The organism is Paenibacillus sp. P46E (genome assembly GCF_001909095.1).
Taxonomy (GTDB): domain Bacteria; phylum Bacillota; class Bacilli; order Paenibacillales; family Paenibacillaceae; genus Paenibacillus_AQ; species Paenibacillus_AQ helianthi.
In genome coordinates, this window is the sequence record NZ_LVYZ01000036.1 from 21,456 (window position 1) to 35,988 (window position 14,533).

Here is a 14,533-nt window from a genome sequence, read left to right on the forward strand (position 1 = left end):
AGACTCAAATCGGCTTATAACCCAAGCGAATTGCCCTTCTCCAGACGCTGGATCTGCTGCTCGCCATGATCGGCGAGTTCGCGGAACTGATGGATGGTCTCCCGCATTCTCGGCAGTGCCTCCTGCTTGTAGGTGCTAATGGAGTCCAGGGCGGACAACACGTCGGTAAAGGCCTGTTTCAGTGTGTCCGGGGAGATGGTGGTTTCCATCGATTGTTTCTGAATCGCTGCACCTTGATCTTTAAGCATTTTTGAGGTGCCGCTGATCAGGTTGTCTGTCGTTTGATTCAGCAGCTCAATTTTTTTGAGCACGATTTTTTGATTATATAGTGCGCTTGCGACGGTGACGGAAATTTTGAGTGCAGATACGGTTACGTTTCGGGCTCTGTCAACCCCCCGGATCAGTTCTTTATTATTTCTGATGACTACTTCAATAGCCATGATGCCTTGCTGATTGACTACCTGCATCTGCTGCAGATCCATGACCCGCTGACGGAGAGGGAAGAGGACTTCCTCGGTGATGAACCTGATTTTGTCCCCGGACTCACTTCGCACCTTGGCAGCTTCAATCTGATGTTCGATTTCCTGGTCCATGAGCATGCCGAGCTGAATTTCCTTTTGCAGCTTTTTGGTGAGCTCCCGCAGGGTCTGCTGTTCAATCTCAAGGGTGGTGTTGTCGTTCTTCAAAATGGATTTGCCTTTATCCAGGGATTGGATGATATCGGAAATGACAGCGTCTGCTTTCTGGTACTTGGCGAAATACGTACGCAGGGGATTGAAGAATTTGCCCAGAATCCCGTTCTTAGCAAAATCGACAGCGCTCGGATCCAGATCCTTTAACTGCAAATGGAGCTCCGTTAATCCCTTGGCGACCTGGCCGCCTTCATCACCAGTTTTGGACAGATTGCCTACGGACACTTGAAGCAGGGAGTTTTTATCGGAAGAGGATCGCATGGTATTCATTCCGAACGTGTCGATCGATTGCAGCACGGACCTCCGTTTTTCCAGAGAATCTATATCCAGGCCGAGAATACTTGCTACATTGCTCGCGGCCAACTCCTTCAGCTGCGAAACCTCTGCAGGTTCCGGCTGTACTTGTTCTTCAATAACCGCTTTGAGCGTATCCGTACTCGGGATTTCCATGGTAAATGACATAACTAGCCCCCTAAAAGTTTTTTGAAGCTGTACTTCTTCCAATACTCTGCGCAATTTTACTTGCTTCGTATGTTTATGCTCGAATGGTAAGCCGGGCTACATTTGTACGTTGAGCAGATTGCCGATTTTGTACACAACATCATCCGTATCCGCATTGATATTTGCTGCCTCATTAATGCTGGAGATGCTCTCCAGCGCCTTGATGTTCGCATTGTAGCCTATGGTGTAGACCGGGATTTTATAAGTCTCGATTAAGCCTCTTATCTCATCCAGTGAATGCCCTTCATTCGTTTCACCGTCACTGAGGACGAAGATCACCGGCTTAATATCGGGATTTGAGGCAATATGGTCCTGAAGCATTTTCATGGCGACAATAATTCCGTCGAACGTAGCGGTGCCCCCGGTAGCCTGCAGGCTTTTAATGGCCCCTACGAACATGGACTGCTGATTGGTGTCATATTTGGCGATGGGCAGATCAATAGTCACTTCGCTGGAGTAGGAGACAAAGCCAATGCTGTTGTCTTTACCCAGGAATTTCTGTCCTTTGAGCAGCGACTCCTTCAGATGATTGAGTGGTTCCCCGGCCATGCTTCCTGACACATCCGCAACGAATACTGCTGCAATCGGTTTGCTGCCGTCCTTTTTCTCTTTCCAGAGCTTCTGGGCTGATGAGAGGAGGCTGCCTTCAATAGGGGCAAGTTCAGAGACGTACTCATTCAGGCCGTTGAAGCCTTTGTCCGAAGCCAGCTGTTGATATCGGTCCTGCTCAGTGAATTCGGCGAATTTCTTGATAATGTCCAGCTTCTCCTTGGGTAAATTCCCAAGCGCATAGAGCGGACTGTCATGACGTACACCAAACGGAGTGAAGACATAACCGCTTTTCAGATCAGGTGCATTCACATAGGTTTGATACTCTAGAACAAAAGCATCCAGTGCTCCTGTTTTAGCCGCATCCCGCATTTGCAGTGTGGTCGAGGCGATGAACGGAACATTGGCCTGGAACCGCTCAAAGCCCTGCACTGCCTTATCACTTAGCAGATCGGAACTGTCAAAGGTGCTGAGTGCGGTTACCAGGAAGTTCAGTCCGGTGGAGCTGGCGAACGGATCGGTGTAGCCCATGGACAGCTCATTTGCTGCGATAGCATCCGTTATGGTTTTGACATTCAGCGAGCCGTACTTGCCTACCAGTTCGTCATATTTTTTCTTGTTGGTTACCACGCCCGCCACATTGCCGGTTATACGTTTTGAGATAAGCACGGTAGGGGTTCCGTTTGCTTTGACCATCTCGCCCCATAGTTCGTTGGAAGGGGTAAAAGCATCGGGAATATACTTGCCGGACCGTATATAGTCAGTGGCCGTGCCTGAGGCGATATTACGGATCTTCACAGAAGCCTGCTTACCGCCGATCATGATCTTCGCATCATTGAAGGCTGTAGCAACTTCATTCAGCCACCCGTCATTTCCAGTCCCGGATTTCTCGGTGGAAGAGAAGATTTCCACGAAGCTATCCGTTGTATTCACTACGGAAACAGGGAATTTGGAGATATCGGGCAGGGAATCGCCGATCTCTGCGGGGTCCAGGTCGATTTGCCCCTTTACGGTATCTGCGACTGTTACATTAATATTGCTGTATAGTTTGTTCAGCTTTTTACCGGCGTCTTCCGCCGAGATCTCCTTATCGGATTTGCCCAAATTTGCGGTCAGCGTGATTCCGAAGTAGACTATTGCAAATACGCATGCAGCAATAACAGCGAGTATGATCCCTTTTTTACCTTTCCCGGCCATGTGCATCTTCCTTTCTAATTCTGATAAAGCTTGGTCTGCCCGATCAGGGCGTTAAGCTCCTTCATACAAGGCATTTCATCAACTGCTCTATAGTCCGTATTATCCAGCAGTGAAATTTCCAGGAGCAGCTGATCCAGCTTAAGCAGAATCTCCTCATTTGCACCCAGATAGCCAGCCACATGGGCAAAATATTCGTGATACAGCTCGTTTTTTCTCTGCACCAGCGTATCGGAGAAGGGCTTCGGCCTTTGCCGGCTGGTGAACTGTTTGAATTCAGCGGCATCGAACACACTAAGCTTATTCAGAATCCCCCGCACATTCAGGTAGAGTAGCTTTTCAACCTCAACAATGACGGACTGGAACTTTCGAAAGCTTAATTCTGTGGGCTCAAACCGTTCCCCTAATACATTCATCAATGTGAATTTTTTTTTGTCGATCCGCTCCAATTGATCAAGGGCAAGCAGAACATCGTTTTGGAGAGCCTTCACATTCCGGTAGCGGCTCAACCCAGCGATGTAGTCATCCCGGGTTTGCAAATTGCGCACAGAGTGAGTGGCCGGAGTCTTGAAGAGGAGGGTATAGCTCCCGTACAGCACAACAAGCAAACTAATGAATAACAGAGTAACGCCTGAAGCGGTCTCAAGCGTACTTCCGCCGACAATTTGAAGACCAAGCAGACCAGGAGAAAGTACAGCTATATTCGACAGCGCAATTCCGGCAATGAGTCCGATCAGTTTGACGGGTCCAGAACGGTTCAGAATGTACACCTCCTGTGCAGGTATATTTTTACAAGACACCTATGGATTCATTTTATCAGAGAAAAGAAGGTTTAGCTCCTAAATAGTACCAATCGGAACCTCAGTCATTTGAATCCTTAAATTTTAAGAATTAAGGGTTGACAGCAACTTACTTGCCATGTAACATATGAACAGTCGTTATGCGTATAATTACATACTGTTCTCGTATAACCTCGCAGCCTTATGGCATCAACAGGGCGAGGGTTTCTACAGGAAGCCTACTCTTCCTAACTACGATGGCAAGGATCATGCTACTATGTTCCTCGTCCCCGGAGTTAGGTTTATTTGCGTATTGCGGCCGATTTAATAGATTCAGGAGGCATATATGACATGAAAGATTTGAAATATTTGTTATCGGTATTAATTGGGGCTATGAGCTACGGGATTCTATCCACGATCGTCGTATTGGCTTACGGAGAGGGGTACCAGCTTGGGGAAGTAGTCGGTACACAGCTGCTGACCGGCTGCATTCTTGCCTGGCTGTTGGCATTATATACAAAGGTTAGACAGACGCGTAAACAACGCAGCCAAGGCATCCAGCCAGCTGAAGCTCGGCAGGCATCGCCTGCACTTACCTGGAAGCAGCGGCTGCTGCTCATGATGGCTGGTGCGCCAACCGTGGTAACAGGATTAGTCTATTACCAGTCCCTGCGCTATATTCCAGCTTCGCTGGCCATTATCCTGCTGTTCCAGTTCACCTGGATCAGTGTACTGATCCAGGCTGTCAGTAAGCGCCAGCGGCCCGACAAGGTAACCCTGCTGACGCTGTTGCTCCTCTTTGGCGGAACGCTGCTTGCAGCAGGAATTATAGATCAGGGTGCAGCGCATTTCAACGCTCTTGGGCTTACTCTTGGCCTGTTATCAGCTGTAAGTTATTCCATGTTCATCATATTCAGCGGTAAAGCAGTTCCTTCTGCACATCCGGCGTACCGGAGCGCATGGATGGTTACCGGAGGCTTACTGCTATTGTTCGTTATTTTCCCGCCGTACTTCCTTTTCAACGGACTTTTGTGGGGACAGCTGCTGGTGTTTGGATTTTTATTGGGTTTGTTCGGAGCCTTCATTCCGCCGGTATTATTTGCGGTTGGTGTTCCGCATATCGGGGGCGGCATGGCAGGCATTCTCGGGGCTGCCGAGCTTCCGGTTGCGGTATTGCTCTCTTCATTCGTGCTGCATGAGCAGGTAAGCGGATTGCAATGGACCGGGGTTGTCCTGGTACTCCTTGGGGTTGTACTCCCTGAGCTGTATAAGCTGCGGTGGGGGATGGCCGACACGGCAGCTTCACAGGTCTAGCTAGCTGCCGTCTAGATAAACCGCATGAACAGCGCGTACCGGGATCAGATGGTACGCGCTATTTTTTTGGATGAAACTAATGGTTGATGAACGGAGCATGGAAATGAGAGGATGGAGATAACGGGGGGAAGTACATATGAATGGTGAGTTACATCAGATGTTATTAATTACAGCGCTGGGAAATGGGAATTTAATTAGTGGTGCGGATGCCTCTAATACTGAATTAGAGCATACGGAATTCATAGAAGTGCGATTCATTGAGGAGGGAGGAGGGAAAGTCTGGAGCTGGCCCGAGTGGCTTGCAGAGCTGAAGAATAACGGCTGCCGGCGTCTTATGTTAAACGGTATGCCTTCGGCAAATTCCTGGGACACGGGTATTCTTAACAGCAATGGGATGCCCAATGGAGTGACCTCCCTTGGAACAACAGGTGAATCCTTGTGGAAGGCTGATTGGCATATGGATCAGTATGGCTCACGGACGAAGTGGAAAGTTACCTATACGGAACAGAAGCTTTACGATGGACAGAGAGGTGATCGCGAATTCCTTCCATTATCTGTTTGGTCAGAGAAGCTGGACGTGGCGCTAAGGCAGATTGGAGATTTGGCCAATTCAATAGAGGAAAGTTTTTGGAGTGTCCATTTCTTTGAGCCTGCTATGAGTGTTCTGAGAGGAACAGGTACAGCTGCGCAGCTGTCTTTTCACTTACCGGATATTTATAAGGATCAGGCGCGAATGCTGCTGAATACAGTCTACAAAGCCTGGGTATTCGGTGGCATGGGTTCCTGGAATGACAGTCCTCCATATTCTGCCTATCAGCATGACCGGGAGGAGGAGTTCAATGCCATATCGGCACGGTTATACGAAACCCTGGTACAATGTGCGCGGGGAGCCGTGAATTCTGTGGTGCTGCTCTGAATCAATTTAACCCATTCCTGAACGAATTACTGAAAAAATAGTATAAAAGTAACAACTATCGAATTATTGAAGACTTCAAGAACTATTTGTATGTGTTTGTTGACCCCGTAGATAGGGTGGGAAACCCATTTATAGTTGAGATAACTCTTTTATTTAAGCCCAATGTGCCAAAAGTCGTATATTCAAAGATTCAGAAGTAAGGAACATCATTTTGTGAAATTCAATTTTTCTTTCATTTATTCCGATAAGGGTAAAGGATCCTCCAGAATCTGGATGTTCTTATGTGGAAGGAGAAATGTTGGAATGATTACAACCATCGATACATCTGGCCAGCTTGAAAAAGAAGACTACTTGTTATCGAATACGCAGCAAATTACCCGAAAAGATACCTCCGATCAACTGTTAATTGAAGTTTTTCAGCACTGCATATTCAATATTAAGGATCATCTTACCGGACCCTATTTATTTCTGCTTACGGATAAGGAGGGAGTTCTGCTCGCGATGGATTACAGTCGTAATCTGGAGAGTGTAGTAAGCAAATCTCCTATCCGTATAGGGATGTTTTTTACTGAAAAATGCTGCGGGGTCAATGCGATTTCAGAGGCCATTGCGCAGGGCTGTCCCGTGTATTTACCGCCTGAGGATCATGAGAGTCCTTTTTTTAATAATTGGCATTGCTTTTCGGTGCCTCTAGTTGTTGGTCATGAAATTATTGGTTATCTGGATGTCTCAACGATTAATGCGGCTATGAAAAGCGAACTGATCGCGATTGCCAAGCTGATTCCGGCAGATATGCTGATCAGTTACCAAGTTCAGCTTGCAAGCCAGGCTGCTGGGCAGCTTCCGGCACAACTGAGTGAACGTCAACTAAAAGTACTCAAGCTCATTTCTCAAGGACTAACCGGTAAAGCAATTGCCTCAAAATTAAAGATAAAAGAATGTACTGTGAATCATCATAAGAAAATTATTTTTGATAAGTTGGGGGTCCAATCCAGCTCGGAAGCTGTTTCTGTCGCGACACGGATGTTATTGTTTTAGCCATAGCCTATAGTTTTATATAGGTGGTAAAGATAACATTACATGTTAAACTTTTCTGGTGTACAAAAAAAGAGAGAAACATCAGGAGGGTATTATGAAGAAAAAAGTTGGATTATTATCAATGGTAATGGTGTTAATGCTGATGATGGTTACAGCATGCGGAGGAAAAGACAAGGAAGTTAGCTTAGGTGTGACTGAGAGCGGTACATACACAAATGACTATTTCGGGTTGTCCCTTAACTTTCCCAAAGAATGGGTCTTCCAGAACGCAGACCAGATGATGAAGCTTATGGAAGCCGGTCAGGAGGTGGTTGCCGGTGGAAATGAAGCCAAGAATAAAATGCTGGATCTGGCAAAGACCAAAACGCTGAACCTGCTGATGGCTTCGGAATTTCCATTAGATTCAGGTAAAAGCGGGCCTTCCGCTATCGCAGTTGCCGAGAAGGTAAGTATGCTCCAAGGTATTAAGACAGGGAAGGACTATCTGGAATCTTCCAAAAAATTGATGACAGACAGCAAACTTCCGTATGAATTTGAAGACATCAAGACTGTTAAAGTCGGCGGGAAAGATATGGACCTGATGAAGGCTTCTATTAATACTGGAGCTGCTGTAGTCACACAAGAGTATTACAGCACGATTATTGACGGGTATGCATTTAACCTCATTCTTAGCTACGTAGACGAGAAGTCAAAAGCTGAAACGGATAAAATATTGGAATCTGTATCGTTTAAATAAGGATCAAAAAGGGGCTGACCCAAGCCGTGAAATGGCTTTTGGGTCAGCCCCTTTTTTGTATCTCTCAACGAACCAATATTTTACCCTCGCCGGCCAGTGTGCGCAGCATTTTTGGAAGGCGATCCTTGTCCGCTTCAGGGATGTCCAATTGAATACCGTAGTGAAAGGTGTCAGACTCCTCCTTATACCATTTTAATGATCCTTCTATGTACATAGATTCAGAGGAGAGGGCCATCTCCATGCCTACACGTACCAGGTTTGCGTCCGGATTGACATTCAAAGGAATCGACAACCGGCATCCCGAACGGCTAATGTCATACAGTACGGCACTTACGGGTTTGGGGGGGACTGGAATTCCGTTAATGGTAAGAATATGCAGATCAAATGTAGCAGGTTCTTTTAGAGTGTAGCGAAAGGGTTCAGTTCTGCGGTTACTGTTCATATACTCCTCCATACTTTTCCATGTGTATTCTAAATTTATCGACATAGAAGCAGGATTAGTGAAGAGCTAGGAGCTTGTTCACCCCAGTAGAATTCGTAATAGTGTTGTTGGTTTTCAGCCTTCAGACGAGAAGTCGTTGCAAAAGTATGTATAATCGTTGACGGCCTGCATTCTACGAAGAGAAATTTTTCTTTATACTGTGTATGTAAACGATTACAAATACTGATGGGGGGCATAATCTGTTGAATAAAAAAAGAGGAATGACACTGCTGTCCGGAGTGATAATGTTGTCGCTGCTAAGTGCGTGTGGGAACAATAATGGTAACGGCGGAGGGAACGCGGCGGAGCCGCAAGCTTCAGCTGCCGCAACTCAGGCGGCGGGAGACAATACGAAAGCTGCTGGAGATTCCAGCACAGTAGATACCTCCCAGCCCGTCACACTGAAAATGATCTTTGTGGGGCCTAAGCCGGTCGACTACGATACGGTATTCGGGGAGATTAACAAGAAGCTGAAGGAAAAAATCAACGCTACCGTAGAAGGCGAGTTCTTGGACTGGTCAGACTGGGCGCAGAAATATCCGCTTAAGCTTGCGGCCAACGAGGATTTTGACCTCATTTACGCTGCGAACTGGGCAGGCTACAACGATCAGGCTCTCAAAGGAGGCTTCCTGGAACTGACCGACGAAATGCTGCAGAAGTACACTCCGATGACTTGGAAAGCGATGCCGGAGGTCAGCTGGGGCCAAGCGAAGGTGAACGGCAAGCTCTACATGGTGCCTCAGAACCGCGGAGAAACGGTCGAGAAGCTGATTCTATACCGGGAGGACCTTCGCAAGAAATACAACCTGCCGGAGATTAACAGCCCGGAAGCCTATGCTAACTACCTCAAGACCATCGCTGAGAAGGAGAAGGGAGTCACTCCGTTTGTACCGGAGACCGGAGACTGGAAGCTTCATAATCTGGACCGGGTGCTCCTGAAGCAGCAGAACGAATGGAATATGCTTGACTTTGATCTGCCGATTGGCTTCAAGCTCGACGATCCTACTGGTAAAGTGTTCAATGTATACGAAACGCCGGAGTTCAAGGACCTGGTCTACTATTATAAAGATCTGGCCGATAACAATGCCTGGTCGAAGAGTGCTTTGAACAGCAAGCTGGATCATCAGCAGGAGTTCCGGGCAGGCAAGGCAGCGTCAATTACACACAATCTGGGTACGCTTGGCGCCTTGATGACCGATATGCGGGAAAAGAAGTCACCTTATGAATTGGCGCTGGCTGACGTTACGCCGGACAAGAAAAAATCGGTAGCTGTCTCTACGCAGAACGGAATCGCCATTCACGCGACCTCCAAGAATCCCGAACGGGCATTGATGATGGTCGATTTGCTGCAGAACGACAAGGAACTGCATGATCTGATTATGAACGGTATTCCATCCGTTCATTACAATCCAGTCGGAGATGACAAGTACACGAACGCTGAAAAGAACGCCAACTATACCGGTTTTTCCAACTGGGGCTTTAACTCTCCGCTGAACCGGGACAACGCTTCCTTCCCGGAAGAAGCTAACGCGTTAACCGACAAGTGGGAAGGGGAGGTTTATCACTATCCTCTGGAAACCTTTGCGTTTAATAACAGCAATGTAAAAACAGAAGTTGCGAATGTCGGCAATGTGATGCTCCAATACGGTATTCCGCTGGAGTATGGAACAGTGAAGGATGTAGACAAGGGGCTGGCCACTCTACAAAAGCAGGTTAAGGCTGCTGGAATTGACAAAATAATTGCGGAAGTACAGCGTCAGATCGATGAATTTTTGGCCAAATCGGGAAAATGATCTTTATAGGTACAAAGTAAACCGTTCCCGTCTATTCTAATACTGAAAGCACAAAGAGCCCTCGTAGTCAGCGGGCTCTTTGTTTAATATTTCCCTTCTCCTTACAAAAGCTGTAACATGACCGCGAATTAAATGTTATATCACAATTCAAATTCCATTAAATCACGCCCCATGGTAATGGGACCTTTATAGATCTCCTGCATGCCTATACTATACTCAGCTTCGGCTTCTGCCGTTTCTGCCGGCGCAGGGATGTGATGGGTGAGCACGAGGTGCTTAACCGCAGCCTGCCGGGCCATTTCAGCTACTTCATGTGTCGTGGAGTGATATTTGGCAGGGTTGGACAGGGAGGCTGCTTGATCCGGGAATTTCTCAATCAAGGCATCCAGCCATTTCTTGTTATAGGATTCATGGATTAGCAGATCCGCTCCCCGGCTATATTTAACCATGTTGTCAACGGGAATGGTGTCACCGGAAATGACCACCGCCTTCCCGTTATATTCAAACTTATAGGCGATCGCCGGATAGACGGGTCTATGATCGACTTCAAAGGCAGTAATCTTAATGCCCTTCTGCTCATAAATAACGCCTTCGTTACTTTCAAAATAGTGAATATTAGCACCTTCATCAGCAGAGAGGTTATAGTTAATTCGCAAATTGACATCAAAATCGAAGCCCAAGCGCATTTTGCTGATAATCTCTTGCGTGGTGGAAGGCCCGTATACATTCATTGGTGTTGAGCGCCCCGGAAATACCTGATGGGCATTGACATGGGTGCGCCAGCTGGAGATGAATACATCGAAGAATCCCGAGTTATGATCGCTGTGATGGTGGGTGAAGAAAATGTCTGAAATCCGCTGCGGCATAACTCCCGCCTTAAGTAGCTGATCTACAGTAGCACCACCGCAATCCACCAGGAAGGTTTGATCACCGGCTAGAACGACAACACCTGCTTTGGCCCGGCCCTGAAATGCCCGTGGTGTGCCTGTGCCGAGTAAAATAACTTTTAAGTTCTCATGAAAGCTTGGTAATTGTCTGGTCTGATCTTGTATTTGCATGTAGGTTGTACCTCCTTATCTGTCCTTTTTCACTTCATCCAATAGCGATAAATCGATAAACTTGCTTAAGTCGAGCTTATCCTCAGAAATATCCTTGATATATCCAGCGTCAAAAGACACCTTTGCCATGCTCTCGATGACCTCCAGATTAACCTCATCCGTTAGATTCAGATGCTTTAAGGCCCCTTTTATTAATTTGACATCCATACCCTTACCGCTGAGCTCCTTGAGTTCTGCGCTGATTAATTCATAGGCCTCTTCAGGATGTGAATGAATAAAGTCAATTCCTTTCAGATTGGCCTCTATTGCTTGTTTGGCCAGATCACGATGCGTTTGAATAAATTTGTCGCTGGCCACTAGCAGGGTTAAAGGATAGTTGCCGTCATTGGGCGGGATTTTGTCCCAATCGACCAAGACCTCGCCAGTGCCTTCTTCTACCAGTTGTATTCCCCAAGGTTCTGGAATTAAGGTAGCATCGACTTCTTTTTGCCGCATGGCAACCAATGTGTCTGCCGGAGCACGGGTGATAATCTGTACGCCGGAGGTATCCGTCGTTACCTTCAAGCCTTCTTGTTTTAAAAGCAAACGCAACGAGATTTCATTGGTGCTGCCTTTGGTGGGAACAGCTACGGTTTTGCCCACTAAGTCCTTCACGGAATGGATGCCGGAATCTTTGCGGGCAATGAAGACCGCACCTCCATTATTCGAACCGGAAATGATCCGAAAGTTCTCACTCTTCAGAAATTGGTTGATTGCAGGACCTGGACCCACAAAGCCCAGATCAATCTGGTGGGTTGCGATGGCGGTGGAGAAGTCGGAGCCGTTGTCAAAGGCCGTGACTTCAATCTTAACATTAGCCCCGAAGGCATCCTGGAAATAACCGTTCTTCAAGGCGATAAATCCCGGGGCATGGGTCACATTTTTTAAAAGCCCAATATGCACCGTCAGATTATCTGTTGCTGAAGTGTTCCCGCCATTATTTCCGCAAGCTGAAAGGACCAGAGTGAATACTAGTAACAAGACGATCGTTAATTTTCTCATGATTGTTCCCCTTTACCTTGGAGTGGATGATTTCAACTTATCTTTTGGCTGAATCTAAGCCGTAGCGGAGCATAATGCGATCTTCCAGTCTTTTGAAGCACAAATGATCCGACAGGGTGCCGATCACGGCGATGATAATGACAACACACAGGATGGTTGCTGTATCGCCAATGCTGCGGCTGTCCTGCAGTGTCTGGCCCAGTCCCAGTCCTCTTGCAATAAGCTCACCAGCGGTAAGTGCGCGCCAGGCAAATGCCCAAGCTACACGAACCCCGGTGATGAGATGAGGAAATGCTGCGGGAAGCATCACTTGAAAAAACATCCGAAATCCGCTGCCCGTACCCATCATCCGTGCCGCTCGTAAGTGGATGGTGGAAATATTCATAATACCGGTTCGGCTGGCCATAGACATGGTCCAGGTGGCGCCGATGGTGGTGATGAAAATGACGGAGGTATCGTTAAGTCCGAACCAGATGATGGCAAACGGCAGCCAGGCAATACTGGGAACGGTCTGCAGCGCAACAACCAGGAACCCAAAGGTTTCATCGAAATAACGAAAACGGGCGAACAAGAATCCCAACAGTGTACCGATTCCAATCGCAAGCACAAACGAAATCAACAAGCGGCGAAGACTGGAAAAGGTGGCCTCCAACAAATTCCCCTTCGTAAATCCATCGTAAAAGGCTTGATAAGTCTGTATGGGAGAGGGGAATTTCCAGCCCCATTGAAACATCCGGTAGCCCAGCTCCCAAGCAATCACTAGAATAATCAGAAATACTATTCTTCTAAATGCTGTATTCATGATCAATCTCTCCTTGGACGATCTTATCCAGTTCATCAGTCAGAACTGCCAGAATTCTAGTTTCGAGAGAATGAATCAAGGGATCCTCCAGCGCATGAGGGCGGGCGGCCTGAACGGAGAACTCCTGCCTAATACGGCCCGGCTGTGTAGACATGACAAGCACACGTTCAGACAGAAGTATAGCCTCGCGAATATTGTGAGTGATGAACAAGATGGTTTTCCGTGTTTTCTGCCAGATCTCCTCCAGATCCTTTTGCAAAATATAGCGGGTCTGCTCATCTAAGGCGGCAAAGGGCTCATCCATTAATAAAATCTCCGGGTCCATGACCAGCGCTCTGGCAATGGCAACCCGTTGCTTCATCCCGCCGGAGAGCTCATGGGGATAACGTTCCACGAACTTACTTAAATGCACGGCTTTAATCTGCTCATAGGCCAGCTCATAACGGTCTTTTTTGGATAAGCCCCGCTGCTTTAATCCAAAGGCAACATTGTCGAGGACGGTTAACCAGGGAAATAGTCCATGCTCTTGAAAGACGACAACGCGGTCGGGGCCCGGAGACGTAATGCTCTGCCCGTTGACAGTAATTGAACCTTCATACGAAGTTTCAAACCCGGCGATGAGATTTAATAAGGTGGATTTGCCGCAGCCGGAGGGACCCAGCAAGGATACAAATTGCCCGCGTTCCACTTGGAAGGATACCTGATCCAGTACCGTGTAAGGTTCTCCTTTCCGCTGCTTGAATACTTTGCTGACATTGTTGATTTCGATCACGTGCTCACCTTCCTGACCCAAGCGCTTCATTAAATATCTGTGAAAAAGCGGTTTGGATGATAAATGATAATTTTCTTATGGTTGTAGTCAATAAGTGCTTTCTCACGCCATTTATTCAAGGTCTCGGTGACCGTCTGTCTGCTGCAGCCAATAACATAAGAAATCTCTTCATGACTGAGCTGCAGTTGCAAATGGATCTGCTCATCTTTCCGAGTGCCCATCTGGAATATTAACCAGGCCAATCTCCATGCCACAGGCCGGCTGATTAACGTCTCAACCATGTTTTGGGTCTGCAATAGCCGATGGGCGCCGATAACCGCTAAAGAGTATGCAAACTCAGCGTTGCTCTTGGCTAAATCCAGAAAAATCTGCCCGTCTAAAGTGATCATCTGACAGTCTACCAGGCACTTGGCATATCGTTTGCGTTGAAGGTTCGCCAGCAGCTCCGCATTTCCGAAGATCTCACCGGCATAACGAAGAAAGAGGGTAATGCCTTGACCTTCCTGGGAGGACTGTGAGATTTTCACTAAGCCTGTGTCTACATAAAAGACCGCATTGGCGGGATCATTCTCTAAAAAAATGTATTCGTTTTTCTTATAGGATTTTGGGGTTCCGTATTCTTGAAAGACACGAAGAAGGACCTCCTTAATCTGCTGCTTCTCTAATAAATCTCTGGGATTGTCAATTGAATTCATAAATAGGTCACCTCTTATCGGCAGAGTCTATAGGATAATAAATCACAGTAATCATATGCGATATATGTATATTAGCATAGTTCACTCGTAAAAAATGTCGTATAGCTGACAATAGGAAGAAATATCAAGAATCTATTGACAATAACACAGTTATCCTATAGGATTTAAAAAA

Annotated in this window: 14 protein-coding genes; 5 read left to right on the forward strand and 9 right to left on the reverse strand. The window is 47.0% G+C overall.

Annotation, left to right across the window (positions count from 1 at the left end):
* Positions 1 to 14: 14 nt before the first annotated feature.
* The 3 genes from A3849_RS12070 to A3849_RS12080 all read right to left on the reverse strand — a co-directional run bounded on the left by A3849_RS12070 (position 15) and on the right by A3849_RS12080 (position 3,736).
* Complete coding sequence (locus A3849_RS12070; protein WP_074111648.1) at positions 15 to 1,154, reverse strand: toxic anion resistance protein; 1,140 nt, start codon at positions 1,152 to 1,154, stop codon at positions 15 to 17.
* 96 nt (positions 1,155 to 1,250) lie between these two features.
* Entirely contained in the window at positions 1,251 to 2,939 is a 1,689-nt protein-coding gene (locus tag A3849_RS12075) for a vWA domain-containing protein (protein ID WP_074111649.1), read from the reverse strand.
* A gap of 14 nt (positions 2,940 to 2,953) precedes the next feature.
* Positions 2,954 to 3,736: a hypothetical protein gene (locus A3849_RS12080; RefSeq protein WP_256700746.1), complete on the reverse strand. Its 783-nt coding sequence runs from the start codon at positions 3,734 to 3,736 to the stop codon at positions 2,954 to 2,956.
* 330 nt (positions 3,737 to 4,066) lie between these two features.
* Here A3849_RS12080 and A3849_RS12085 point away from each other — a divergent pair, with 330 nt between their 5' ends.
* From A3849_RS12085 to A3849_RS12100, 4 genes are all read left to right on the forward strand, one after another.
* Entirely contained in the window at positions 4,067 to 5,029 is a 963-nt protein-coding gene (locus A3849_RS12085; protein ID WP_178382665.1) for an EamA family transporter, read from the forward strand.
* A 136-nt stretch (positions 5,030 to 5,165) separates the two neighbouring features.
* Entirely contained in the window at positions 5,166 to 5,945 is a 780-nt protein-coding gene (locus A3849_RS33315; RefSeq protein WP_083613470.1) for a hypothetical protein, read from the forward strand.
* A gap of 303 nt (positions 5,946 to 6,248) precedes the next feature.
* The gene (locus A3849_RS12095) at positions 6,249 to 6,983 is read left to right on the forward strand and encodes a helix-turn-helix transcriptional regulator (RefSeq protein WP_074111650.1); all 735 of its coding nucleotides are present in this window, start codon (positions 6,249 to 6,251) and stop codon (positions 6,981 to 6,983) included.
* 94 nt (positions 6,984 to 7,077) lie between these two features.
* The gene (locus A3849_RS12100) at positions 7,078 to 7,719 is read left to right on the forward strand and encodes a hypothetical protein (protein WP_256700747.1); all 642 of its coding nucleotides are present in this window, start codon (positions 7,078 to 7,080) and stop codon (positions 7,717 to 7,719) included.
* A gap of 64 nt (positions 7,720 to 7,783) precedes the next feature.
* On the opposite strand, the gene A3849_RS12105 is transcribed toward A3849_RS12100, so the two are convergent.
* Positions 7,784 to 8,161 carry a PilZ domain-containing protein gene (locus tag A3849_RS12105; RefSeq protein ID WP_074111651.1) on the reverse strand — a complete coding sequence of 126 codons (378 nt, stop codon included), beginning with the start codon at positions 8,159 to 8,161 and terminating at the stop codon, positions 7,784 to 7,786.
* 242 nt (positions 8,162 to 8,403) lie between these two features.
* On the opposite strand from A3849_RS12105, the gene A3849_RS12110 reads away from it, so the two are divergent.
* On the forward strand, positions 8,404 to 9,993 hold the full coding sequence (locus A3849_RS12110) for an ABC transporter substrate-binding protein (RefSeq protein ID WP_306010702.1): 1,590 nt from the start codon (positions 8,404 to 8,406) through the stop codon (positions 9,991 to 9,993).
* 140 nt (positions 9,994 to 10,133) lie between these two features.
* On the opposite strand, the gene A3849_RS12115 is transcribed toward A3849_RS12110, so the two are convergent.
* From A3849_RS12115 to A3849_RS12135, 5 genes are read right to left on the reverse strand one after another with little or no spacing between them, the layout of a single operon-like run.
* Positions 10,134 to 11,051 (reverse strand): MBL fold metallo-hydrolase, encoded by a 918-nt coding sequence (locus tag A3849_RS12115; RefSeq protein WP_074111652.1) that lies wholly within the window; start codon positions 11,049 to 11,051, stop codon positions 10,134 to 10,136.
* Between the two features lie 15 nt (positions 11,052 to 11,066).
* The gene (locus tag A3849_RS12120) at positions 11,067 to 12,092 is read right to left on the reverse strand and encodes an ABC transporter substrate-binding protein (RefSeq protein WP_074111653.1); all 1,026 of its coding nucleotides are present in this window, start codon (positions 12,090 to 12,092) and stop codon (positions 11,067 to 11,069) included.
* A 37-nt stretch (positions 12,093 to 12,129) separates the two neighbouring features.
* Entirely contained in the window at positions 12,130 to 12,894 is a 765-nt protein-coding gene (locus tag A3849_RS12125; RefSeq protein ID WP_256700748.1) for an ABC transporter permease, read from the reverse strand.
* Positions 12,878 to 13,666, reverse strand: a complete 789-nt coding sequence (locus tag A3849_RS12130; RefSeq protein WP_074111654.1) for an ABC transporter ATP-binding protein — start codon at positions 13,664 to 13,666, stop codon at positions 12,878 to 12,880. The genes A3849_RS12125 and A3849_RS12130 overlap by 17 nt, the downstream gene beginning before the upstream one ends.
* A 29-nt stretch (positions 13,667 to 13,695) precedes the next feature.
* Positions 13,696 to 14,361 carry a Crp/Fnr family transcriptional regulator gene (locus tag A3849_RS12135; RefSeq protein ID WP_074111655.1) on the reverse strand — a complete coding sequence of 222 codons (666 nt, stop codon included), beginning with the start codon at positions 14,359 to 14,361 and terminating at the stop codon, positions 13,696 to 13,698.
* Positions 14,362 to 14,533: the final 172 nt, after the last annotated feature.